Source organism: Streptomyces sp. NPDC042364, from assembly GCF_056437585.1.
In genome coordinates this window covers 371,488-394,861 of sequence record NZ_JBWKAJ010000007.1, presented here as the reverse complement: position 1 = coordinate 394,861, position 23,374 = coordinate 371,488, and the positions used below count along the sequence as shown (strand labels likewise).

At 71.0% G+C, this 23,374-nt stretch carries 20 protein-coding genes and 1 pseudogene; 9 read left to right on the top strand and 12 right to left on the bottom strand.

The annotated features are described in order from the left end of the window. Positions 1–54: 54 nt before the first annotated feature. Together AC067N_RS17700 and AC067N_RS17695 are read left to right on the top strand one after the other, a co-directional pair. Positions 55–432 (top strand): helix-turn-helix domain-containing protein, encoded by a 378-nt coding sequence (locus AC067N_RS17700; RefSeq protein WP_055511872.1) that lies wholly within the window; start codon positions 55–57, stop codon positions 430–432. A 336-nt stretch (positions 433–768) separates the two neighbouring features. Further along, on the top strand, positions 769–1,239 hold the full coding sequence (locus AC067N_RS17695) for a Dps family protein (RefSeq protein ID WP_478679813.1): 471 nt from the start codon (positions 769–771) through the stop codon (positions 1,237–1,239). Positions 1,240–1,834: 595 nt separating this feature from the next. Here the strand turns inward: AC067N_RS17695 and AC067N_RS17690 are convergent. The 3 genes from AC067N_RS17690 to AC067N_RS17680 form a co-directional block, all read right to left on the bottom strand. Next, the gene (locus AC067N_RS17690; RefSeq protein WP_478679796.1) at positions 1,835–2,599 is read right to left on the bottom strand and encodes an SDR family NAD(P)-dependent oxidoreductase; all 765 of its coding nucleotides are present in this window, start codon (positions 2,597–2,599) and stop codon (positions 1,835–1,837) included. Positions 2,600–2,779: 180 nt separating this feature from the next. Further along, entirely contained in the window at positions 2,780–3,628 is an 849-nt protein-coding gene (locus tag AC067N_RS17685; RefSeq protein ID WP_478679795.1) for an Fpg/Nei family DNA glycosylase, read from the bottom strand. Positions 3,629–3,688: 60 nt separating this feature from the next. Continuing rightward, on the bottom strand, positions 3,689–8,659 hold the full coding sequence (locus tag AC067N_RS17680; RefSeq protein ID WP_478679794.1) for an ATP-dependent helicase: 4,971 nt from the start codon (positions 8,657–8,659) through the stop codon (positions 3,689–3,691). A gap of 257 nt (positions 8,660–8,916) precedes the next feature. Between AC067N_RS17680 and AC067N_RS17675 the strand changes: the two genes are divergently transcribed. Genes AC067N_RS17675 through AC067N_RS17665 form a run of 3 tightly spaced genes read left to right on the top strand, consistent with a single transcriptional unit; the run spans position 8,917 to position 11,071 of the window. After that, positions 8,917–9,882, top strand: a complete 966-nt coding sequence (locus AC067N_RS17675; protein WP_478679793.1) for an AraC family transcriptional regulator — start codon at positions 8,917–8,919, stop codon at positions 9,880–9,882. 26 nt (positions 9,883–9,908) lie between these two features. Beyond that, positions 9,909–10,766, top strand: a complete 858-nt coding sequence (locus tag AC067N_RS17670) for an AzlC family ABC transporter permease (protein WP_478679792.1) — start codon at positions 9,909–9,911, stop codon at positions 10,764–10,766. After that, on the top strand, positions 10,763–11,071 hold the full coding sequence (locus AC067N_RS17665) for an AzlD domain-containing protein (RefSeq protein WP_478679791.1): 309 nt from the start codon (positions 10,763–10,765) through the stop codon (positions 11,069–11,071). Before AC067N_RS17670 ends, AC067N_RS17665 begins: the two co-directional genes overlap by 4 nt. 52 nt (positions 11,072–11,123) lie before the next feature. Here the strand turns inward: AC067N_RS17665 and AC067N_RS17660 are convergent, their stop codons facing one another. After that, on the bottom strand, positions 11,124–12,071 hold the full coding sequence (locus tag AC067N_RS17660) for a hypothetical protein (protein ID WP_478679790.1): 948 nt from the start codon (positions 12,069–12,071) through the stop codon (positions 11,124–11,126). Positions 12,072–12,150: 79 nt separating this feature from the next. On the opposite strand from AC067N_RS17660, the gene AC067N_RS17655 reads away from it, so the two are divergent. The 4 genes from AC067N_RS17655 to recX all read left to right on the top strand — a co-directional run bounded on the left by AC067N_RS17655 (position 12,151) and on the right by recX (position 16,147). Then, positions 12,151–12,345, top strand: coding sequence for a DUF3046 domain-containing protein (locus AC067N_RS17655; RefSeq protein ID WP_478679789.1), 195 nt, complete (start codon positions 12,151–12,153; stop codon positions 12,343–12,345). A 196-nt stretch (positions 12,346–12,541) separates the two neighbouring features. Beyond that, on the top strand, positions 12,542–13,831 hold the full coding sequence (locus AC067N_RS17650) for an AI-2E family transporter (protein ID WP_478679812.1): 1,290 nt from the start codon (positions 12,542–12,544) through the stop codon (positions 13,829–13,831). A 306-nt stretch (positions 13,832–14,137) separates the two neighbouring features. Next, positions 14,138–15,262 (top strand): recombinase RecA, encoded by a 1,125-nt coding sequence (recA, locus tag AC067N_RS17645; RefSeq protein WP_478679788.1) that lies wholly within the window; start codon positions 14,138–14,140, stop codon positions 15,260–15,262. A gap of 3 nt (positions 15,263–15,265) precedes the next feature. Further along, positions 15,266–16,147, top strand: coding sequence for a recombination regulator RecX (gene recX / locus AC067N_RS17640; RefSeq protein ID WP_478679787.1), 882 nt, complete (start codon positions 15,266–15,268; stop codon positions 16,145–16,147). Positions 16,148–16,192: 45 nt separating this feature from the next. Here the strand turns inward: recX and AC067N_RS17635 are convergent, their stop codons facing one another. The 8 genes and pseudogenes from AC067N_RS17635 to AC067N_RS17600 all read right to left on the bottom strand — a co-directional run bounded on the left by AC067N_RS17635 (position 16,193) and on the right by AC067N_RS17600 (position 23,135). Further along, complete coding sequence (locus AC067N_RS17635) at positions 16,193–16,756, bottom strand: cupin domain-containing protein (RefSeq protein WP_478679786.1); 564 nt, start codon at positions 16,754–16,756, stop codon at positions 16,193–16,195. 80 nt (positions 16,757–16,836) lie between these two features. Next, the gene (locus tag AC067N_RS17630; RefSeq protein ID WP_478679811.1) at positions 16,837–16,923 is read right to left on the bottom strand and encodes a putative leader peptide; all 87 of its coding nucleotides are present in this window, start codon (positions 16,921–16,923) and stop codon (positions 16,837–16,839) included. A 114-nt stretch (positions 16,924–17,037) separates the two neighbouring features. Beyond that, on the bottom strand, positions 17,038–18,729 hold the full coding sequence (locus AC067N_RS17625; RefSeq protein ID WP_478679810.1) for an FAD-dependent monooxygenase: 1,692 nt from the start codon (positions 18,727–18,729) through the stop codon (positions 17,038–17,040). A 483-nt stretch (positions 18,730–19,212) separates the two neighbouring features. Then, positions 19,213–19,529: pseudogene (locus AC067N_RS17620) on the bottom strand (IS701 family transposase); the annotation flags it as partial. A 231-nt stretch (positions 19,530–19,760) separates the two neighbouring features. Then, positions 19,761–20,690: an amino acid ABC transporter permease gene (locus AC067N_RS17615; RefSeq protein WP_478679785.1), complete on the bottom strand. Its 930-nt coding sequence runs from the start codon at positions 20,688–20,690 to the stop codon at positions 19,761–19,763. Continuing rightward, positions 20,687–21,352, bottom strand: coding sequence for an amino acid ABC transporter permease (locus AC067N_RS17610; protein ID WP_478679784.1), 666 nt, complete (start codon positions 21,350–21,352; stop codon positions 20,687–20,689). Before AC067N_RS17610 ends, AC067N_RS17615 begins: the two co-directional genes overlap by 4 nt. A 78-nt stretch (positions 21,353–21,430) precedes the next feature. Beyond that, on the bottom strand, positions 21,431–22,279 hold the full coding sequence (locus tag AC067N_RS17605) for a glutamate ABC transporter substrate-binding protein (RefSeq protein ID WP_478679783.1): 849 nt from the start codon (positions 22,277–22,279) through the stop codon (positions 21,431–21,433). Between the two features lie 79 nt (positions 22,280–22,358). Continuing rightward, complete coding sequence (locus AC067N_RS17600) at positions 22,359–23,135, bottom strand: amino acid ABC transporter ATP-binding protein (RefSeq protein WP_478679782.1); 777 nt, start codon at positions 23,133–23,135, stop codon at positions 22,359–22,361. Positions 23,136–23,374: the final 239 nt, after the last annotated feature.

Here is a 23,374-nt window from a genome sequence, read left to right as displayed (position 1 = left end):
CGGTACGGTGGGGCGTGAAGGATGCGGCTACACGGTCCGAGGAGGGAGCCACCGATGATTCTGCTCCGTCGCCTGCTGGGTGACGTGCTGCGTCGGCAGCGCCAGCGCCAGGGCCGTACTCTGCGCGAAGTCTCCTCGTCCGCCCGAGTCTCACTCGGCTATCTCTCCGAGGTGGAGCGGGGGCAGAAGGAGGCTTCCTCCGAGCTGCTCTCCGCCATTTGCGACGCGCTGGACGTACGGATGTCCGAGCTCATGCGGGAAGTGAGTGACGAGCTCGCCCTTGCCGAGCTGGCCCAGTCCGCAGCAGCCACCGAGCCGGTGCCAGCACCAGTGCGTCGACCCATGCTCAACTCCGTGTCGGTGGCCGGTGTGCCACCGGAGCGGGTCACGATCAAGGCGCCCACCGAAGCGGTGGACGTTGTGGCGGCGTGACACCCGCACATGTGTGCGTGAGGTGTGGTGTACGCCGCTGATGTGAGGAAGTGAAGCGAAAGCCCCGGGCGGGGCCTCCAGGGGGATACCTGGGGGTACCGGCCGGGGCTTTTGTGTCGTGTGCGGGCCGGGAGGGGACGGCTGGAAGGCGGACGGGCCTCAGCGGGGCGTGTATCGGGTCCTCCCGTTTGCCGGGGTGATGGTGTGCGGTCATGGTGGAGGGGCGGGCTCGGGGGCGTGCACGCGAGATGTTCGTGCGGCCGCACGCCGTCGTCAGGGACGTAGGGCCGGCCAGGTCGTACGTCCGTACGTCCCATAGAGAACCGGAGCGTGCCGATGTACGTCGTGAAGAGCCCGCTGTCCGACGCCGGTCTCAAGACCGTCTCCGAGGCGCTGCAAGGTGCTCTGGTCGATCTCGTCGACCTGTCCCTCGTGGCCAAGCAGATCCACTGGAACGTCGTCGGGCCCCGCTTCCGTTCCGTCCATCTGCAGCTCGACGAGGTCGTGGACACCGCGCGACTCCATTCGGACACGGTTGCCGAGCGTGCGGCCACGCTTGGGGTCTCGCCCGACGGGCGGGCCGCGACGGTGGCCGGGAGCAGCGGCATCGGCAAGGTTCCGGACGGCTGGGTCAAGGACACGGACGCCGTGGGCACACTGGTGGACGCGCTCGGCGCGGTGATCACTCGGATGCGGACGAGAGTGGAGAGCACCGCGGAGGCGGATCCGGTGAGCCAGGACATCTTCATCGGGATCACGGCGGATCTCGAGAAGCACCACTGGATGTTCCAGGCGGAGAACGGATAGGGCCGTAGCGGCGGCGGGTGCCGCTGCCGGGCCGAGTGGCCGCGGTCACGGCTACGGCCGATGGCCGTTGGGTGGTCCCCGTAAGCCCAGCGGGGGCGGCCGGTGGGTGCGCCGGGTGCGTGTTCAGCGTGGTGTGAGGCTGCGGGGCGCGCCGGGCGGCGTGTGGGTGCCGTCCCCGTGAGTGGTTCGTGCGTCCCTGTGCCGGTGGTGCGCCCTCCCGGCCGTGTCGAGGGCCGTCTAGCGTCGTTCTGGTGGGGCCCGAAGGCCTGGAGGTGGCGGCTATGCGGATAGTGCGCTGGGGGGCGGCTCTGGGGCTCGGTGCGCTGTGGTGGTGGGGTGTGCTGCGACTCGCCGTCGCGCCGGATGCCGGCGCGGTGGAGGGGGCGGTCGTGGCCGGGGGGTGGGGGCTGAGTCTCCTGCCCGTGCACTGCGTGCCGAAGGGGTGTGGAGGCGAGCGGCGCGTCCGGGAGCGGGGCGCGGGCTTGGGTGGGGATGCCCAGGGGGAGTGCGGTGGTGGGAGCGCCGAGGGGGAGTGCGTTTGATTTCGGGGGCTTGCGGTTGGCCGGGCGGGGATGTGTGGAGGGTTTCCGCCGGGTCACCATGGCATGGCGACACCGCCGTTCGGGCGGATGATCTGGCCCGTGGTGAAGCACGAGGCGTCGCAGGCCAGGTGCAGCACGGCGTGCGCGATGTCGTCGGGCTCGCCGACCCGGCCCAGCGGTGACAGACGGGCCATCAGGGATTCCGTCCGCGCCTGCGCCTCGCTGTCATGCCGGTCGGTCATGGCGGTGCGGGTCCACCCGGGTGCCACCGCGTTGACGCGGATGCCGTGCGGGCCGACCTCGGTGGCCAGGGTCTTCGTCAGTTGGACCACGGCCGCCTTGGTCACGCCGTAGCAGAGCAGTCCGGCGCCGCCCGTGTCCACAGCGCCGGAAGCCATGGTGACGATGCTGCCCCGTGTCCCATGGGCGATCATCAGGCGTGCCGCTGCCTGGCAGGCGTACAGCACGCCCTTGAAGTTGACGCTCCACACCCGGTCGAGGTCCTCGTCCTGGGTCTCCAGAACCGGGCTGCTGTGCATGATCCCGGCGATCGCCGCCATGACATGGAGCTCCTGGCAGGTGGCCACCGCTCGGGTGAGGCGGGCAGGATCGGTGACGTCGAGGGGGTGGGTGCGGGCGGTGCCGCCCGCTTCCTTGATCAACGTGGCCGTCTCGTGCAGTCCCTGTTCGTCGAGGTCCGCGCAGTGAACGGTCGCCCCGGCCTCGGCGAGCAGGACGGCCGACGCGCGGCCGATACTGCCGCCGGCGCCCGTGACGAATGCGGTTCGGCCGGTGAGGTCGTACGCCTGGAGGGCCATGGGACGACGGTACGAGCGTTTCTGACGGACCGTCAATCAGTAGTCAGGGTGGGGTGCGCCATGGGGCGTGGGGTCCTGTGGGGCGGGCGACGGGAGGTGGGGAGGAGTGAGGCATGCGGGTCGGGAGGGGGCGCGTGGAGGGGAGTGGGAGTGGGCTGAGGGGCGGGAGGGCGCGCGCAGTCAGCTGGGCGTACGGCGCTGGGGGCGTGCGCGGGCGGCTCTGGGGGTGCCCGGGGCCGGGGCCGGGCCCTGCTGACAGGTGGGGCACCAGTAGGTGGGGCGCTCGCGGGAACCGTCGCCCTGGTCCCCGGCCCGGATGGGGGTGTTGCAGCGCAGACAGGGGCGAGGTGCGCGCCCGTACACGAACAGGTCGTGGAGGCGGAGGCCCGTGGTGCTGCGGATGGGTCGGTCGCGGTTGGCTTCGAGGAGCTTCTTGGCGAGGTCCGGGAGCTTGGCGGCGCGATCCGGCGGGAGTGCGCCGACGGGAAGCCAGGGGGTGACACGGAGCAGGAAACACAGCTCGCTCTTGTAGACGTTTCCGATGCCGGCGAGATTGCGCTGGTCCAGAAGGGCCTCGCCGAGGGGGCGCGTGGGGTCCCTCCGGAGATTGGCGAGGGCCAGGCCGGGGTCCCAGTCAGGGCCGAGCAGATCGGGGCCGAGGTGGCCGACGGCTCGGTGCTCCTCGGTGGTGCGGAGCAGTTCCAGTACGGGGAGGCGGTAGCCGACGGCCGTGCGGTCGAGGGTGCCCAGGATCGCGCGGATCTGGTGGGCCGGGCCGCCGGACCAGCGTTCGCCGATTCCGTACACCTTCCAGGAGCCGTCCATCCGCAGATGCGAGTGCAGTGTGAGGCCGCCCTCGATCCGGGTCAGGAGGTGCTTGCCCCGGGGGGTGACGTCGAGGACGGTGCGGCCGGTGAGGTCGGCCGTGGCGTATCTGGGCACGCGCAGGTCGGAGCGGTACAGCACCTTGCCGGCGAGGGCGGTGTGCAGCCGCTTCGCCGTCTGCCAGACGGTGTCACCTTCGGGCATGGGTCAAGGGTGGCACGGGAGAGGGACGGGGTGGGGCCGAGGCGTGCCAGTGCCGGTGGCTCAGGCGCGGATGCGCAGGCCGCGGGGGGTCGCGATGAAGCCTGCTCCTTCCAGGAGGGGGCCGTAGGGGGAGGTGAGGGCGGAGGCGCCGTTCACGCGTTCCACGGTGACCGTGCCGAGGGAACCGGCGCGGGCTGCGGCGGCCAGGGCTTCGGCGGCCGGGCGGAGGCGTGGGTCGTCCGGCGGCCTGGTGTCCGCGTCGGCGGGCCAGGCCAGGAGGGTCTTGCCGCCGCGCTCCATGTAGAGAGTGAGTTCGCCGTCGACGAGGACGACCAGGGAGCCCGCCTTGCGGCCCGGCTTGTGCCCGGCGTCGGTGGGCGGGTCGGGCCAGGAGAGGGCTGCACCGTAGGCGTTCGCGGGGTCGGCGGCGGCCAGTACCACGGCCCGTGGGGAGGGGGTGGCGCGGGCACGGTTCGGGGGGCCGTTTCTGCCTTGTGGCCCTTGGGATCCGGCGGCGTCGTAACCGCCGGGACCGCTGTTGCCGCCGCCATGGCCTGCGTGGCCGTCGGACGACGGGTAACGGGAGGCCGGGTGCAGGAGGGGCGCGGTGTCGGAAGGGGCGGTCCCGGTGGAGGGTGTTCCGGTCCAGAAGGTGTCGTCGCCGGCGGTGAAGGCGTCGTCGGCGAGCCAGTCGGGCAGGCCCGGGTCGGTCGGCGCGGTGGGGGAGCCCGGTGCCTGGACGAGGCCCTGGACGCGGCTGCTCGGGCCCGTGCCCGGGAAGGGCTCGCCCCTTTCACGGGCGTTGGCCACCGCGCGCAGCCGGTCCACGGCGCCGTCCATGGCGAACTGGGCCGCGCCGAGTCCCTCGACCACGTAGCCGCGGCGGGCCTGGCCGCTCTCCTCGAAGACGGACAGGACGCGGTACGCCGCCGAGAAGCCGCCCTCGACTCCCTCGGCGGAGACGGCGCCCCGGGTGACCACTCCGTGCCGGTCGAGCAGCGTGCGGGCGAGGGCGTGAGCGCGGACGGTGGGATCGGGCTCGTGGGCGGGGAGCAGTGACCAGCGACCCGCGACGGTGGGCGGGCCCGTACGGGACTGGGGGCGTGCGGCGGCGCTCAGGGAGCCGTACCGGCCGCGCGGAACGGCGCGTCTGGCGCGGTGGGCCGTGGAGCCCGCCGTGCGGCCCGAGCCGAGCAGGGAGCGCATGGGGGCGAGTGTGTCGTTCGTGAGACGGCCCGACCAGGCCAGGTCCCAGATGGTCTCGGCCAGTTGGGGGTCGGTGGCGTCCGGGTGGGTCGTGGCGCGGACCTGGTCGGCGATTTGGCGGAAGAACAGACCGTAGCCTCCGGACAGGGCGTCCAGGACCGACTGGTGGAGCGCGGTCAGTTCCAGCGGGTGCGGGGAGGGGAGGAGCAACGGGGCCGAGTCCGCGAGATACAGCGACACCCAGCCGTCCTTGCCGGGCAGGGCGCCGGCGCCCGCCCACACGACCTCTCCGGCGGCCGTGAGCTCGTCGAGCATCGCAGGGGCGTAGCCGGTGACCCGGGACGGCAGGACCAGCTTCTCCAGGGCGGATGCGGGCACGGAGGCGCCCTGCAACTGTTCGATCGCGCGGACCAGGCCGTCGACGCCGCGCAGCCCGTGTCCGCCGCCCACGTGCTGCCACTGGGGCAGGAACTGGGCGAGCGCGGCGGGCGGCACCGGCTCCAGCTCGTGCCGCAGCGCGGCGAGGGAGCGGCGGCGCAGGCGGCGCAGCACGGCCGCGTCGCACCACTCCTGGCCGATGCCCGCCGGGTGGAACTCCCCCTGCACGACCCTGCCGTTCGCGGCGAGCCGGTGCAGGGCGCCCTCGGTGACGGCCACCCCGAGGCCGAAGCGTGCGGCCGCCGTCGCGGAGGTGAACGGGCCGTGGGTGCGCGCGTACCGGGCGAGGAGGTCGCCGAGCGGATCCTTGACCGGCTCGGTGAACGCCTCCGGCACACCGACGGGCAGGGCCGTGCCGAGCGCGTCGCGAAGCCGGCCGGCGTCCTCGATCGCCGCCCAGTGGTCGGTGCCCGCGATCCGGACCCGGATGGCGCGCCGGGTCCCGGCCAGATCCCGGGCCCACTGCGGATCGGCGCCCCGCTCCGCCAACTCGGTGTCCTTGAGCGGACCGAGCAGCCGGAGCAGGTCCGCGACGCCCTCGGCGTCCTTGACCCGTCGGTCCTCGGTGAGCCACTGGAGCTCCTGCTCCAGCTCGGCCAGCACCTCGGCGTCGAGCAGCTCGCGCAGCTCCGCCTGGCCCAGCAGCTCCGCGAGCAGACGGGAATCCAGCGACAGGGCGGCGGCGCGGCGCTCGGCGAGCGGTGAGTCGCCCTCGTACAGGAACTGGGCCACGTAACCGAACAGCAGTGAGCGGGCGAACGGTGACGGCTCCGGGGTGGTGACCTCGACGAGGCGGACCTTGCGGGACTCGATGTCGCCCATCAGCTCGGCGAGGCCGGGCACGTCGAAGACGTCCTGAAGGCATTCGCGGACCGCCTCCAGGACGATCGGGAACGAACCGAACTCGCTCGCCACCTGGAGCAGCTGGGCCGCGCGCTGCCGCTGCTGCCACAGCGGTGTGCGCTTGCCGGGGTTGCGGCGGGGCAGCAGGAGCGCGCGGGCGGCGCACTCGCGGAAGCGGGACGCGAACAGCGCCGAGCCGCCCACCTGGTCGGTGACGATCTGGTCGACCTCGCCCTTGTCGAAGGCGACGTCCGCCGCGCCGATCGGCGCCTGCTCGGAGTCGTACTCCGTGCCGGCCTTCGTGGGCTCCATGTCGAGGAGGTCAAGGCCCATCAGATCGGCGTCCGGCAGCCGCAGCACGATACCGTCGTCGGCGTGCATGACCTGGGCGTCCATGCCGTACCGCTCGGACAGGCGGGCACCGAGGGCGAGTGCCCACGGGGCGTGGACCTGGGCTCCGAAGGGCGAGTGGACGACCACCCGCCAGTCGCCCAGTTCGTCCCGGAAGCGCTCGACGACGATCGTGCGGTCGTCCGGGACATGGCCGCAGGCCTCGCGTTGCTCGGCGAGGTAGGACAGGACGTTGTCCGCGGCCCAGGCGTCGAGACCGGCGGCCAGCATGCGCAGTCGGGCGTCCTCCTGGGACAGCGAGCCCACCTCGCGCAGGAACGCGCCCACCGCGCGGCCCAGTTCGAGCGGGCGGCCGAGCTGGTCGCCCTTCCAGAACGGCAGACGGCCCGGAACGCCCGGTGCGGGGGAGACCAGAACCCGGTCGCGTGTGATGTCCTCGATCCGCCACGAGCTGGTGCCCAGCGTGAAGACGTCCCCGACACGCGACTCGTACACCATCTCCTCGTCCAGCTCCCCGACCCGGCCGCCGCCCTTCTTGGGGTCGGAACCGGCGAGGAAGACCCCGAAGAGACCGCGGTCCGGGATGGTGCCCCCGGAGGTGACCGCGAGGCGCTGGGCGCCGGGGCGGCCGGTGACGGTGCCGGTGAGCCGGTCCCACACCACGCGCGGGCGCAGCTCCGCGAAGGCGTCGGACGGATAGCGGCCCGCGAGCATGTCGAGGACCGCCGTGAAGGCCGACTCCGGGAGCGATGCGAAGGGCGCGGCCCGCCGGACCATGGCGAGCAGGTCGTCGACCTGCCAGGTGTCCATCGACGTCATGGCGACGAGCTGCTGCGCCAGCACGTCCAAGGGATTGCCCGGAATCCTCAGGGACTCGATGGAACCGGTGCGCATCCGCTCCGTGACGACGGCCGCCTGCACCAGGTCACCGCGGTACTTCGGGAAGACCACGCCCGTGGAGACCGCTCCCACCTGGTGCCCCGCGCGCCCCACGCGCTGCAGCCCCGACGCGACCGACGGCGGCGACTCCACCTGGACGACGAGGTCCACGGCACCCATGTCGATGCCCAGTTCGAGACTGGACGTGGCCACCACCGCCGGCAGCCGGCCCGCCTTGAGGTCCTCCTCGACCAGGGCACGCTGCTCCTTGGAGACCGAGCCGTGGTGCGCCCGGGCCAGGACCGGGGGCGCTCCCTGGGCCGCACCCGAGCCGCCCATCAGCTCGGCAGGCGCGTGGTGTTCCTCCAAGGACTCGCCGGTGGCCCGCTCGTACGCGATCTCGTTGAGCCGGTTGCACAAGCGCTCCGCGAGGCGGCGGGAGTTGGCGAACACGATCGTGGAGCGGTGTGCCTGGACCAGGTCGGCGATCCGCTCCTCGACATGGGGCCAGATCGACGGGCGTTCCGCCCCCTCGTTGCCGTCGGCGACCGGGGAGCCGCCCAGCTCGCCCAGATCCTCCACCGGGACGACCACGGAGAGGTCGAACTCCTTGCCGGACGGGGGCTGGACGATCTCCACCCTGCGGCGCGGGGAGAGATAGCGCGCCACCTCGTCCACGGGACGCACGGTCGCGGACAGGCCGATACGGCGCGCGGGCTTCGGCAGCAACTCGTCGAGCCGCTCCAGGGAGAGCGCGAGATGCGCGCCGCGCTTGGTGCCCGCGACCGCGTGCACCTCGTCGAGGATCACCGTCTCCACGCCCGTCAGCGCGTCGCGGGTGGCCGACGTCAGCATGAGGAACAGCGACTCGGGGGTGGTGATCAGGATGTCGGGCGGACGGGTGGCCAGGGCACGGCGCTCTGCGGCCGGGGTGTCGCCCGAGCGGATACCCACCTTGACCTCGGGCTCGGGCAGGCCCAGACGCACGGATTCCTGGCGGATACCGGTCAGCGGACTGCGCAGGTTCCGCTCCACGTCCACCGCCAGGGCCTTCAGCGGTGACACGTACAGCACCCGGCAGCGCTTCCTGGGGTCCGCGGGGGGCGGGGTCGACGTCAGCTGGTCCAACGCGGCCAGGAACGCCGCCAGGGTCTTGCCGGATCCGGTCGGGGCCACCACCAGCACGTCCGAGCCCGCGCCGATCGCACGCCACGCCCCGGCCTGGGCCGCGGTGGGCGCGGAGAAGGCCCCCGTGAACCAGCCGCGGGTCGCGGGGGAGAAGCCGTCGAGGGCCCGATCTGCGGAGCTGACCATGCCCCCATCCTGCACCCGCCCACTGACAATGACCCTGACCTGCGAAAAGACGGCCCGGTGGAGGGGGCGAGGGGTGTCGGCCGGGAATGGGGGTGAACGACGTGGTTGGTGTCCTTTGGAAGACGTCGGCCGACCGTGCCCCCCGCCGGCCCGTGGCGGCGGGCCGCACGGCTCTCCCCGCGAGCGGGTCACGTGCCACCGGCCCTGACCTGCGCATGCCGACGAGGGGCGTCCGGCGCACGACGCAGAATGGAGAGATGACGGGTTCGGCGGAGCGTGCACGGCACTGGCAGTACGCGGAACTGCCCGGTGTCGACCTGCTGCGGGCCAGATACATCGAGAAGAGGTTCGTCCGGCACACCCACGAGAACTTCGTGATCGCCGCCATCGCCGACGGGGTCGAGGTCTTCCACCACGGCGGCGCCGACCAGTACGCGGGCGCGGGCACCCTCGCCCTGGTCAACCCCGACACCCCGCACACGGGTCGCGCGGGCGGGCCCGAGGGCTGGCGATACGGCGCCGTCTACCCGTCCCCGGACGTCGTGGCCGAGATCGCCGCCGAGACCACCACGATCCGCGGCACCCCCGGCTTCACCAGCCCCGTGCTCTTCGATCCCCACGCCGTCGCTCTGGTCCACCAGGTCCTGCGGGCGGCCGATGAGGGCAACGCGCTCGCCGCCGACACCCTGCTCCGGGTGGCCGTGACCCGGCTGCTGCATCTCAACGGAGGTCCGCTGCCCCGCCGGACCGCCCGCGCGGCCGGAGCCGCGGTAGCGGCACGCGCGCGTGCGGTGCTCCAGGAGCGGATGGCCGATCCGCCCACCCTGGAGCGACTCGCCGCCGAACTCGGTACCAGCCCCTTCGCTCTTCTGCGGGCCTTCCGCAACGCCTACGGCATGCCTCCGCACACCTGGCTGACCGATGCGCGCGTCCGCCGGGCCAGGGTCCTGCTCGACGCGGGTACCGCTCCCGCCGAGGCCGCCGTCGCCGTCGGCTTCACGGACCAGCCGCACCTCAACCGCCACTTCAGCCGGATCGTGGGCGTACCCCCGGGCGCGTACCAGCGGGAACGCAGAGGCGGCTCCCACGACCTGCCGGGACTCAAGGGCGGCAAGGAGCATGCGGGCGAGCGCGGCGGCAGCGGCGAGCGCGGCAGGAGTGACGGCAGCGACGGGGGCTCCGAGGGCGACGCACGCGAGCGCAAGAACGTACAAGATTCCTAGCGGCCGTCGCCCCTATCGTCCGAGGCGTGGCAGAACAGACAGCTTTCGCAGACATACAGGACAAGGGGAGCGCCAAGCCCGACCGGGCCGTCGTCCGGGACGCCCTGGGGGTCGGGGTCGCCGTCGGGCTGTCCGGATTCGCTTTCGGAGTGACCTCGGCCGGCAGCGGGCTCAGCCTGCCGCAGACCTGTGCGCTGAGTCTCCTCGTGTTCACCGGGGCCTCCCAGTTCGCCCTGGTGGGCGCGCTCGCGGCCGGCGGCAACCCGTTCACGGCGGCGGCCGGGGCCTTCTTCCTGGGGGTGCGCAACGCGTTCTACGGGCTGCGTCTGTCACAGCTGCTGGCACTCCGGGGCGCGGTACGGCCGTTCGCCGCGCAATGGGTCATCGACGAAACCACGGTCGTCGCGCTCGCCCAGCCCACGCGCCGCGCCGCCCGGATCGGCTTCACCGTCACCGGCCTCAGCCTGTATCTGCTGTGGAACCTCACCACGCTCCTCGGCGCGCTCGGCGCCGAAGCCATCGGTGACACCGAGGCGTGGGGACTGGACGCGGCCGGGCCCGCCGTCTTCCTGGCGCTTCTCGCGCCGATGCTCAAGACCGCCAGGGAGCGGGCCGTGGCCGGTGTCGCGGCCCTCTTGGGGCTCGGCCTGCTGCCCGTACTGCCCGCCGGAGTGCCGGTGCTGGTGGCCGCGGCGGCCGCCCCGGTCGTCCTCTGGGCGGAAGGGCGCCGCAAGGCCGGCGACCTGCAGAACGACCGGCAGAACGCCCCTGAGAGCGGCCCGGTGCGCGCCCCACGGGTCGGCCCTGGGCACGACCCGCGGCGCGCCCCGGAGGACGGCATCGAGAACGACCCGCAGCACGGCCCGTGGGGGGAGAACCGGTGAACGTCTGGATCGCGATCGCCGTGACCGCCGTCGGCTGCTACGCCGTCAAACTCATCGGTCTGCTGGTCCCCGAGGGCGTCCTGGAACGCCCCCTCGTCCAACGCCTCGCCGCCCTGCTCCCCGTCGCGCTGCTCGCCGCCCTCACAGCCCAGCAGACCTTCGCCGACGGACGTGTGCTCGTGCTGGACGCGAGGGCCGCAGGAGTCGCCGCAGCCGCCGTCGCGCTGCTCCTGCGCGCCCCCTTCCTGCTCGTCGTCGCCGCGGCGGTGATCGTGACGGCCGGGGTACGGGCGATCACGGGCTGACGCGGCCGCGCGCGCTCACATGGAGGTGGAAGCCGGGCGGCACGGGCCTCCATCAGCCGATCGACCGCCCGTACGCCCGCAGGGTGCGCAGCGCCTCGATCGTCACGATCGGCCGGCTCTCCAGGGCGGTTCCCGGCGCCCACTGGCGCCAGCGGACCGGCCAGCCGCCGTCGTCCTGCTGCTCGCTCTCCAGGAAGTCGAGTGCACGGGCCATCTCCTCGTCCGTGAACCATGCGCGCGCCAGCGACTCCGGCGCACGCGCGAAGTCGAACGCGAAGTGGTGCTCACCCGGGGCATAACCGGACGCCACCGGATGCTCCTCCAGCCGCTCGGGATCCAGCGCCGCCAGCCGGTGTTCGCGCACCAGCCGGCCGAGCCGGTCGGCGGCCGCCTGCGCACGCGGGCGGTCGGGCACGGAGTCCAGGAACGCCACGGCGGCCTGGACCTCGTACGGGTGCGACTTCTCCAGGGACTCGACCACGTGCCAGCAGAAGTCGGTCGCCCGGAACAACCACGCGTGCCACACCTGGTTGCGGTGCAACAGCCCCACCACGGGCCCGGTGGCCAGCAGCTCACTGGGCGGGTCGTCGACGATCGGCACGAAAGGCGCCGCCGGAAAGCCGCGCTGGCAGGGGCGCACGGCGGGCAGGGCCCCGTCCGGGTTCGACACCGACGTCAGATAGCGGCACACGCGTTCCACCCGTTGCCCGGCACACCGCCCGATCGAGTCCAGGACCCGTAACGCGTGCCCCACGTGCAGCGGCTGGCTCACCGGCCCGCGCAGATCCGGTTCGAGCGCGTGCCCGTACCCCTCGTCGGCGGTGCGGTAGGCGGCCAGCGCGTCCTCCACCGCATCGGCGCTCCCGTCCAGGAAGTGGTACGCGAAGCGGCGCTGCTCCAGGACCCGCGCGGTCAGCCAGACGAACTGCTCGGCGCGCGCGAGCGGGGTGTTGTGCGCCGGGGGAGATGAGGGGCGTGGGAATGCTCCGTTTTCGGACATGGGTCAGACCGTAGGACGGAAAGCGGTATCGACAAGCCGTCCCGGCCGCGCCCACCCCCTGGGGCGGGATACTGGAGTCATGCGGTTGACGGTCTTCTGGCAGCGGATGGCGGAGCACTTCGGTGAGGGGTACGCCGAAACCTTCGCGCGCGATCATGTGATGTCCGAACTCGGCGGACGGACGGTGCGCGAGGCGCTGGACGCCGGCTGGGAGGCCAGGGACGTGTGGCGCGTGGTGTGCGCGACGATGGGCGTTCCAGCCGAAAACCGCTGAAAACGCCCGCACCCGTCGGTCGGCCGGTGCCTGCGGGACCGGTAGGTGCGGGGGGCGGGGACTGATTGTCGGTGGTGTGGGCGAAACTTGCTCCGTGGCCCCCTCAGACGAGACCGCGCAGGTCGAGCCCCAGGCATCCCCCTCCGGTACGGCGCCGCCGACCGGGCCCCCGGTCGGCACCCCGTCCAGTTCGGGCATGCCGCGCTGGCTGCCGCGCGCCATGGTGCTCGCGCTCTCGCTGGTCGCCGTCTTCCAACTGGGCAGCTGGATGTTCCACCAGCTCATCGGGCTGTTGGTCAACATCCTCATCGCGTTCTTCCTGGCGCTCGCGATCGAGCCCGCGGTGAGCTGGATGGCCTCGAAGGGGCTGCGCAGGGGCTTCGCCACCTTCCTGGTCTTCCTGTTCACGCTGATCGCGGTCGCCGGCTTCGTCACGCTCCTCGGCTCGATGCTCGCCGGGCAGATCATCAAGATGGTCGAGGACTTCCCGGCGTACCTCGACTCGGTCATCAGCTGGATCAACACCACCTTCCACACCGAACTCAGACGCGTCGACATCCAGGAGGGACTGCTCCGCTCCGACTGGCTGAAGAGGTACGTCCAGAACAGCGCCACCGGCGTCCTGGACGTCTCGGCGCAGGTCCTGGGCGGCCTCTTCCAACTGCTGACGATCGGCCTGTTCTCGTTCTACTTCGCCGCCGACGGGCCCCGGCTGCGGCGCGCGCTGTGCTCCGTGCTGCCACCCGCCAAGCAGGCCGAGGTGCTGCGAGCGTGGGAGATCGCCGTCGACAAGACCGGCGGCTACCTGTACTCCCGCGGCCTGATGGCCATGATCTCGGGCATAGCCCACTACGTCCTGCTGGAGTACCTGAACGTGCCGTACGCCCCCGCCCTCGCGGTCTGGGTCGGCCTGGTCTCCCAGTTCATCCCCACCATCGGCACCTACCTCGCGGGCGCCCTGCCGATGCTGATCGCCTTCACGGTGAACCCCTGGTACGCGCTGTGGGTCCTCGTCTTCGTGGTCATCTACCAGCAGTTCGAGAACTACGTGCTGCAGCCCAAGCTGACCGCCAGGACCGTGGACATCCACCCGGCCGTCGCCTTCGGGTCGGTCGTCGCCGGCACCGCCCTCCTCGGCGCCGTCGGCGCGCTCATCGCCATCCCCGCCATCGCCACCCTCCAGGCCTTCCTCGGGGCGTATGTGAAGCGGTACGACGTCACGGACGACCCCCGCGTCCACGGCCACCGCAGGCGCGGTTCCGGCAACCTCCTCGCCCGCCTCCGCAGCCGGCCGCACGCGGCACGGGACGAGGACGGTCCGGGCGGCGACGTCCTCATGCGCGTGCGAGAGCGGCTGGAGCACAGGTGGGGCAGGAAGCCGGACGACGCCGCGGAGAGGGAGAACGGTTCGCAGGAGCCGCGACGGGATGCGGGCCCCGGGGGGAATGCCGGGCCCGAGGACGGCGACGCTCCGCAGGACCGCTGACGCCTGCCTCCCCCGCTCCGCAACCACGGCGGGCCCGTTGGTGAGCGCCGGCCCCCGGCTGTCGTCGGAGAACTGAAGCCCGCCTTCCGGAAGTCCCGGAGCCCGCGGGGTGTCGCTTGACAGCAAAATCGAACATCCATTCTTATGGAGGCTCCGGTGAGCCTCTCGACGGGGAGTTCGACAGGGCTTTTGTGGAGAAGTACCCGAGTTATCCACAGGCCGGGCGGGCGTCGGGGCCCATTGTCAGTGGCAGGCGCTAGCGTCTTTCACGTGAAGCGATCGACTCAAGCAAATCGGGTGGAACCCATGGCAGGAACCGACCGCGAGAAGGCGCTCGACGCCGCACTCGCGCAGATTGAACGACAATTCGGCAAGGGCGCGGTCATGCGCATGGGGGAGCGGTCGAAGGAGCCCATCGAGGTCATCCCGACCGGGTCGACCGCGCTGGACGTGGCCCTCGGTGTCGGTGGCCTGCCGCGTGGCCGAGTGGTGGAGATCTACGGCCCCGAGTCCTCCGGCAAGACGACCCTGACCCTCCACGCGGTGGCGAACGCGCAGAAGGCCGGCGGCCAGGTCGCGTTCGTGGACGCCGAGCACGCCCTCGACCCCGAGTACGCGAAGAAGCTCGGCGTCGACATCGACAACCTGATCCTGTCGCAGCCGGACAACGGCGAGCAGGCCCTGGAGATCGTGGACATGCTGGTCCGCTCCGGTGCCCTCGACCTCATCGTCATCGACTCCGTCGCCGCGCTCGTCCCGCGCGCGGAGATCGAGGGCGAGATGGGCGACAGCCACGTGGGTCTGCAGGCCCGCCTGATGAGCCAGGCCCTGCGGAAGATCACCAGCGCGCTCAACCAGTCCAAGACCACCGCCATCTTCATCAACCAGCTCCGCGAGAAGATCGGTGTGATGTTCGGCTCGCCGGAGACCACGACCGGTGGCCGCGCGCTGAAGTTCTACGCCTCGGTGCGTATCGACATCCGTCGCATCGAGACCCTGAAGGACGGCACCGAGGCGGTCGGCAACCGCACCCGCTGCAAGGTCGTCAAGAACAAGGTCGCGCCGCCCTTCAAGCAGGCCGAGTTCGACATCCTCTACGGCCAGGGCATCAGCCGCGAGGGCGGCCTGATCGACATGGGCGTGGAGCACGGCTTCGTCCGCAAGGCCGGCGCCTGGTACACGTACGAGGGCGACCAGCTCGGCCAGGGCAAGGAGAACGCCCGCAACTTCCTCAAGGACAACCCCGACCTCGCCAACGAGATCGAGAAGAAGATCAAGGAGAAGCTGGGCGTCGGCGTACGGCCCGAGGAGCCCACCGCCGAACCGGGCGCGGACGTCGCCGCCCCCGCCGCCCCCGCCGACGACGCGAAGACGGTGCCGGCCCCCGCTGCCAAGACCGCCAAGACCAAGGCCGCGGCGGCCAAGAGCTAGTCCGTGACACGCAGAACGGACTGGGGTGAGTACGCATACCCGAGTGCCCCTGGGAGCCGGGAGCGCGGGGGTAGCGGGGGGCTCGGCGCAGAGGGGTTCGGACCGTACGACAACGAACCGGCCACCGATCCCTACGAGGGCGAACCATCCGCCGACGCCGGGGATGCGGCCGGTCGACCGGAGGAGAACCGGCCCTCCGGTGACGGTTCGCCGCGCGGCGGCCGTCGCCTCGGTGGCGGCTCCCCACGAGGCGAGACACGTGGCCGGCGGAGCCGCGGGGGGCGACGGGGCGGCTTCGGGGAGCTGGCCGGGGACCCATATGACGACGGGGGGCCACAGGACGGGGGCTCGTCTTTCTCGTCGAGGGCCGAGAAAGGGGAGTCCTCAGGGGACCCGGCTGAGCGGGCACGGGCGATCTGCCTGCGCCTGCTCACCGGGACCCCGCGGACCCGCAAGCAACTCGCCGACGCCCTGCGCAAGCGTGAGATCCCCGACGACGTGGCGGACGAGGTGCTGTCGCGGTTCGAGGAGGTCGGGCTGATCAACGACAGCGCGTTCGCGGATGCCTGGGTGGAGTCCCGCCACCACGGCCGGGGCCTGGCCCGGCGGGCCCTCGCCCGGGAACTGCGCACCAAGGGCGTCGACTCGGCGCTCATCGACGAGGCCGTCGCCCAGCTCGACTCCGACCAGGAGGAGGCCACCGCGCGCGAGCTCGTGGCCCGCAAGCTGCGCTCCACCCGAGGCCTCGACCGTGACAAACGCCTCCGCCGCCTTGCGGGCATGCTCGCCCGCAAGGGCTACCCCGAGGGCATGGCCCTCCGCGTGGTCCGGCAGGCACTGGAGGAGGAGGGGGAGGACACGGAGGGGCTGGAGGAGGCGTACTGAGCGACGGGTGCTCAGCGCTCGCTCAGCGTCCGTTCGAGTGGGTGCTCACTGCCAGTCCTCCGGGCGTTCGACGTGCTCGAGGCGCAGTACCCGCCCCGTGCGGCTGTAGCGGCGGATACGGGGCAGGGGCGGATAGTAGGCGTGCACCGAGATGGCGTGTTCCTCGGCGGACTCGTTGAGAACCTCGTGCACATGGTGGCGGCCGAAGGAACGGCCCGTCCCGCCGGGCAGACGGCGTTCGCGGTCGACGTCTTCAGCGAGTTCGAGGGTCTTCCAGCCCTCGGTCGGCAGCCGGGCGGCGAGGGAGTACTCCCTCAGCTCACCCGCGGCGGTGACGAACGCGCCCACCGAGTCGGCGTGGTCGTGCCAGCCGGTGCCGGTTCCGGGCGGCCAGCCGATGAGCCAGGCCTCGCTGCCGCCCGGCCCTTCGAGCCGCACCCAGGTGCGCCCTTCGGGGTCGAGCGGAAGCGAGGCGATCAACTCGGCGTCGGCAGCCGTCCGGCGTGCGAAGTCGAGGAGCTCGTACTGCGTGGGTGCGGAAGACGGGGGAGCCGGGGAAGCCGGGGCCGAGGCGGCCGAGGAGGAAGGGACAGCGGGGGACACAGACACGGGGACCGTCCTGACAGGGTTCGCGGGAGCGCGCGGCAGCACCGGGGGTCGGCGGCGTGCGCGGAAAAGAGAGATGCGAATCAGCAGAACGGACGACACACGCAGCCCGCGTAGCGGACGAGGTCCATGTGGACCCTCCGCCACAGGCGCGTAGAGGTGTCTGTCACGGACCGGAGTACACCACGACGGCCCGGGCCGGTCAACCCACCGTCACACTGCGGACACACAGTGACGGTCCTCCCGAGGAGTGGCCGGCCAAGAGCCCGTGGCGGCACAGTGGCTCAGCGCGAAGCCGCGGTCGCCTCCGTGGTCTCGGGCTGCTGCTTCGCCCCGCCCAGGGCCGCCTCCGCCGCCGCGTAGAGGTCGGCCGGGCGCACCCCGCTCAGCGCGGTGACAAGGTGGCCGTCGGGCCGTACCAGGAGCACGGTGTGGGCGGCCGCGCCAGGGTAGCTCTCGGCGACCAGCAGCTCCGCGGAGTGCGGCAGGGCGGACACGGCCGCCGCGAGCCGGGGCATGATCCCGGCGCTCACCCAGTGCTTTCGCTCCCACACACCGGTACCCGGCGCGACCAGCACCACCAACAGCGCCCCCCGCCCGAGCCGGTCCCGCAACGGCACGAAGGTGCCGTCCTCGGCAGTCACCTGCACGTCGACGACCTGGGCGCCCGGCAGTGTGTCGATCGGTGCCTCGGAGGCGGCGCGCGGGGCCATGAGCGGCGAGTCGGTGTACGCACCGGGCGCGCCCAACGGGCCACGCCCCAGATGCCCGTCCGCGAGCAGCGCGTCGTGGCCCCGGCCGGAACCGGGGACGTACGACCGCAGCCCCTTGGCGCCGCGCAGCAGGGGCAGCGCCTGGTCGGCGGCGCGCAGCCGGGCGGCGACGACCGCACGGCGTTCCGCCTGGTAGCTGTCGAGCAGCGCCTCGTGCCGGCCGTGGTGCCAGGCCAGCGCCAGTTTCCAGGCGAGGTTGTCGGCGTCGCGCAGCCCTTCGTCCAGGCCCTGGGTACCGAGCGCGCCGAGCAGATGGGCGGCGTCCCCGGCGAGGAAGACACGGCCGACCCGCCACCGCCGGGCAAGCCGGTGGTGCACGGTGTGCACACCCGTGTCCAACAGGTCGTACGGCGGTGTGGAGCCCCCCGACCAGCCCGCGAGGGTCTCCCGGACGCGCGTCACCAGGAGCTCGGGGGTGACGAGGTCCTTGCCCGGCGGCAGCAGCCAGTCCAGGCGCCAGACCCCGTCGTCGAGCGGCCGGGCGGCCACCTCACCGCCGGAAGGACCCGTTGTCCGCCACGGCGGCATTCGGTGCAGCAACGCTTCGCCCGGCCACGGCAGATCGACGCGGAGGGCGGCCACGGCGTGTCGCTCCACGGCCGTACGGCCCGGAAAGCGGATGTCCTGGAGCTTGCGCACGGTGGAACGCGGCCCGTCGCACCCCACCAGGTAACTGCCCCGCCACCAGGTGCTCTTGGGGCCGCGGGTGTGGGCCGTGACCCCGGACGCCTCCTGCTCGATGGCATCCACGCGGCTCTCCACGGCGACCTCGACGAGCCGTTCCCCGGCGATGGCGTCGCGCAGGGCCGTGGTCAGGACGTGCTGCGGGATGTGGAGCGGGGGGAGTCCGGCGGAGCCCTCGACCGCGTCCTCGGCGCCGCTGCGGGAGCCCCCCGCCCCTTCCCGGACGAAGTCGCCAGCCGCGTCGGGATCGACCGCCCCGAACCGGACCTGACACACCGTCTGCCTGCGCCGCATCGACCGCCATCCGGTCCAGCGACATCCCCCTTCCGTGAGCGGGGCGCCGGCCAATCGTTCCAGCAGGGCGGCCGTGTCCTCCTGCAGCACGACCGTCCGCGCGAGCCGCTGCTCGTCCTTCCCCGGCCCCTCGTCGAGGACCACGGACGGCACCTCCTGACGCGCCAACGCCAGCGCGAGCGCAAGCCCCACGGGCCCCGCCCCGACAATGATCACCGGGTCCACGGCGCGGCGCCCCCTGCCCGCAGCGGCGTCCTGGCGGACGTAGGTGAACAAGAAGTCGGAACAGGGTGCACGATCACAGAACGTATGCAACCCATTGCCGGTGCTTGCGTCAAGTGACGGAGGCCAGTGGCGAAGGCGAGCCGCTCTCCGGCTGTACGCGGCGTCATGACGATGAGGTTGGCAAGGCAGAGTGCCGGGTTATGCAGGAGTCCTGGAGTGTTCATGGGCTCGGGGGGCACCGCCTGAACCGTTTCCGTGTCAACGGAGCCTTGGTACTCCAGCCGTAGATCGCGATCTTACTGGTCGGGGTTGTCACAGCCACGTAGCCAGGTGCTCTCGCTGCTACGGTCGGGGGCATTGAGGGCAGCGGCCGGGCTTCCGGACCCGCCGGTGACCTTGGTCCGTAGCTTTACCGTGGAGAACGTCGACGCAATTGGGTTCGTAGTCCGCAGATGGACCCAGTGCATAGGAACGTCTCTTTCCCCTCCAGCGGCTTCCGGCGACGCGGGCCAGGGTGGACAGCTGCACCGGGCGGGGCGAGTAGCAGCGGTAGTAAGCGAGTTCGCCGGTTGCGCCGGTTGCGGCTGATGAGTAGATGCTGATGGCCGGCCACGTCGGGAGCGGTGGCGAGCTTGGCCCAGTCGCCAGTGGTGGCCCTTCGCGCCGCGTCCGGCGGACGGCTTCTGCCAGGCCCGCTTCGGGATCTTCCGGGCCAGGTGGTCGGCGCGCGGGGGTTCCGCCGGGGTCGGGACGCGGTGGGCGCTTGAGACCGCCAGCACGTAGCCGAGCTGCCGCCGCTCCTCTTGCCAGGCAGGTCTGCCACGCGACCGGCGCTGCGGGCCCGGTGCGAAACGGGGGCCGCGACCGCCGCTCCGGTGCTCAGCGGTGGTTCGACAACATGCATAACCGCAGCTCGTATGCAACCGATTGCCGGTGCTTCCGTCATGTGACGGAGGGCAGTGGCGATCATGCCACTGCCCTCCGGGGACTGGTTCGGGGGACATCGTCGGCGGATGTCACCTGATCAATCGTTAGGTGTCCTTCTTGTCGATGTAGGTGCCGAGGCCGGGTACGCCGCCGCCTTCCCCACCGGTGGCCGTCGTGCCGCCGACCGCCGCAGCCGGGAGGACCGCTCCGGTCGACTTCTTGCCCCGCCTCAGTCGACCCTCCAGCCAGCTTGCGAAGGTGGTGAGGGCAAAGTTGATCGCGACAAAGATGAGGGCTACGACTGTGAAGCTGGCGATCGTGTTTGCGCCGTAGAACGAGCTCATCGGGCGAACCGCCGCGAGCAAGTCTGGGAAGTTGAGCAGCGCACCGCCGAGCGCGGTGTCCTTCACGATGACGACCAACTGGCTGACGATCGCGGGCAGCATCGCCGTGATCGACTGTGGCAGCAGGACGAAGCGCATGCTCTGGTTCTTGCGCAGGCCGATGGCCATAGCGGCTTCCGACTGGCCCTTAGGCAGGGACAGGATGCCGGCCCGCACGATCTCCGCGAGAACCGAGGCGTTGTACAGGACCAGACCGGTGACGACCGCGTACAGCGGACGGTCGTCCGTACTGATGTCCGTGTACTCGGAGTACACCTGGTTGGCGAAGATCATCAGGATCAGTACCGGGATCGCGCGGAAGAACTCCACCACGGCACCTGACGGCCACCGCACCCACCGGTGGTCGGAGAGTCGCAAAATACCGAAGAGCGCTCCGAGCGGCAGAGCCAGCACCATGGCGAGGGCGGCCGCGATGAGGGTGTTCTCCAGGCCCGGCAGGATGTACGTCGTCCACGTCCGCGAGTCCGTGAAGAAGGGTGACCACTTCGCCCAGTCGAGCTGGTTCTTCTCATCCAGCTTGACGTAGACCCACCACAAAGCGGCGGCGAGGACGACCAGGAACAGTGCCGAGAAGATGGCGTTCCGACGCCTGGCCCGAGGCCCGGGCACGTCGTACAAGACCTGACTCATCGCTTCACCGCCACCTTCTTGCTCACCCAGCCGAGGATCAGACCGGTCGGGAGGGTGAGGCAGCAGAACCCGAACGCGAAGACGGCGGAGATGAGGAGGAGCTGGGCCTCGTTCTCAATCATCTCCTTCATCAGCAGTGCCGCCTCGGTCACGCCGATCGCAGCGGCGACCGTGGTGTTCTTGGTCAGCGCGATCAGGACGTTCGCGAGCGGTCCGACGACAGAGCGGAAAGCCTGGGGAAGGATCACCAGGCTCAGCACCTGGGTGAAGTTCAGTCCGATGGCACGGGCTGCCTCGGCCTGGCCGACCGGCACGGTGTTGATACCGGACCGCAGTGCCTCGCAGACGAACGCCGAGGTGTAGGCGGCCAGGCCGAGTACGGCAAGCCGGAAGTTGATTCCCTCGAACCTGTCGGCGCCGAGGTTGATGCCCAGCGTCGAGTAGAGGCCCAGCGAGGTGAAGACGATGATGATCGTCAGGGGGATGTTCCGGACCACGTTCACGTAGGTGGTACCGAATCCGCGCATCAGGGGGACCGGGCTGACCCGCATGGCGGCCAGCAGAGTGCCCCAGATGAGGGAGCCGAGGGCTGAGTAGACGGTGAGCTGAACCGTCGTCCAGAACGCCCCTAGCAGGTCGTAGCCTTCAAGAAAGTCGAACACTGTCTCCCGCGCTTCCGCGTATGGGGAGGGCGCGGCGCGCCGCCGAGGAGAGCGGCGCGCCTACCCTGTCGCCCTGCCTCACTTGACGATGTTGCCGATCTCCGGCGCGGGCTCGTTCTTGTAGTTCGCCGGGCCGAAGTTGGCCTTGACGGCCTTCTCCCAGGAACCGTCGGAGACCATCTTCTCCAGGGCCGTGTTGATCTTGTCCTTGAGGTCGCTGCCCTCCTTGACACCGATGCCGTAGTTCTCGTTGCTCAGCTTGAAGCCGCCGAGCTTGAACTTGCCCTTGAACTGCTCCTGTGCGGCGTACCCGGCGAGGATGGAGTCGTCGGTCGTCAGAGCGTCGACGGCCTCGTTCTCCAGGCCGGTGAGGCACTCGGAGTAGCCGCCGTAGTTCTGCAGGTCAGCCTTCGGGGCGATCTTGTCCTTGACGTTCTGGGCCGAGGTCGACCCTGCCACCGAACAGAGCTTCTTGTCGTTGAGGTCCTCGGGCTTCGTGATCGACTTGTCGTCGGCGCGGAGGAGGACGTCCTGGTGGGCGAGGAGGTAGGGGCCGGCGAAGTCGACCTTCTTGTCACGCTCGTCGTTGATCGAGTAAGAGGCGGCGATGAAGTCCACGTCACCGCGTTCGAGCATCGTCTCGCGGTCGGCGCTCTTGGCTTCCTTCCACTCGATCTGGTTCTCGTCGTAACCGAGTTCCTTGGCCACGTACGTGGCCACGTCGACGTCGAAGCCGGTGTAGGTGCCGTCGGCCGTCTTCTGGCCGATGCCGGGCTGGTCGAACTTGATACCGACGGTGATCTTCTTGCCGCCGCCCGAGCCGGTGTCCGACCCGTTGTCGTCGCCGTTGTCACCACCGCAGGCCGTGGCGGTCAGGGCGAGGACGATCGCGGCGGAGGCGGCGGCGCTTGCCTTGCGAAGCTTCATGGTGAACATCCTTTGACTGGTGAAGATGCGGACCGTCATGGTGCGGGTGCCTGTGGCCGGGACCGGCCTCGTCGGGCGGTCAGTGGTGCAGGATCTTGGACAGGAAGTCCTTGGCCCGGTCGCTGCGGGGGTTGCTGAAGAACTGGTCCGGCACAGCCTCTTCGACGATGCGGCCGTCCGCCATGAACACCACCCGGTTGGCGGCCGAACGGGCGAAGCCCATCTCGTGGGTGACCACGACCATGGTCATGCCGTCGCGGGCCAGCTGCTGCATGACCTCCAGGACCTCGTTGATCATCTCGGGGTCGAGGGCCGAGGTCGGCTCGTCGAAGAGCATGACCTTCGGGTCCATCGCCAGCGCCCGCGCGATCGCGACACGCTGCTGCTGACCGCCCGAGAGCTGCGCGGGGTACTTGTCCGCCTGGGTTCCGACGCCGACGCGGTCGAGCAGGCTCCGCGCCTTCTCCTCGGCCTGCTTCTTGTCGGCCTTGCGGACCTTGAGCTGCCCCAGCATCACGTTCTCGAGCACGGTCTTGTGCGCGAAGAGATTGAACGACTGGAACACCATGCCGACGTCGGCCCGCAGTCGCGCGAGCGCCTTGCCCTCGGCGGGCAGCGGCTTGCCGTCGATGCGGATCTCGCCGGAATCGATCGACTCCAGCCGGTTGATGGTGCGGCACAGGGTGGACTTACCGGACCCGGAGGGTCCGATCACCACGACGACCTCGCCCCTGGTGATCGTCAGATCGATGTCCTGGAGTACGTGCAACGCGCCGAAGTGCTTGTTGACGCTCTTCAGGACGACCAGGTCGTCGGCCGCGGGCACCGCGTCCTTGACCACCGAAACTTCGGTCATCGCTTTCTGGCTCCGTCCTCCTCGGTTTCGGAGGACAGTAGTGACCGGCGACGACCAGCGTCATTACATCTGAGGGGAAATTGAGCATAACGATCTGGTAGCAGGCGAACACTGTGCGTAGCGGTCCTGTGCGGGGGTGTCTCGGCTGGGTGACGAAACCCTCGCGGAACCTGTACGGCCTTGACGGCGTCCTCAGTCATCGGTGTCACTGCCCGTGAGGCGGGCCACAGATCCACGGT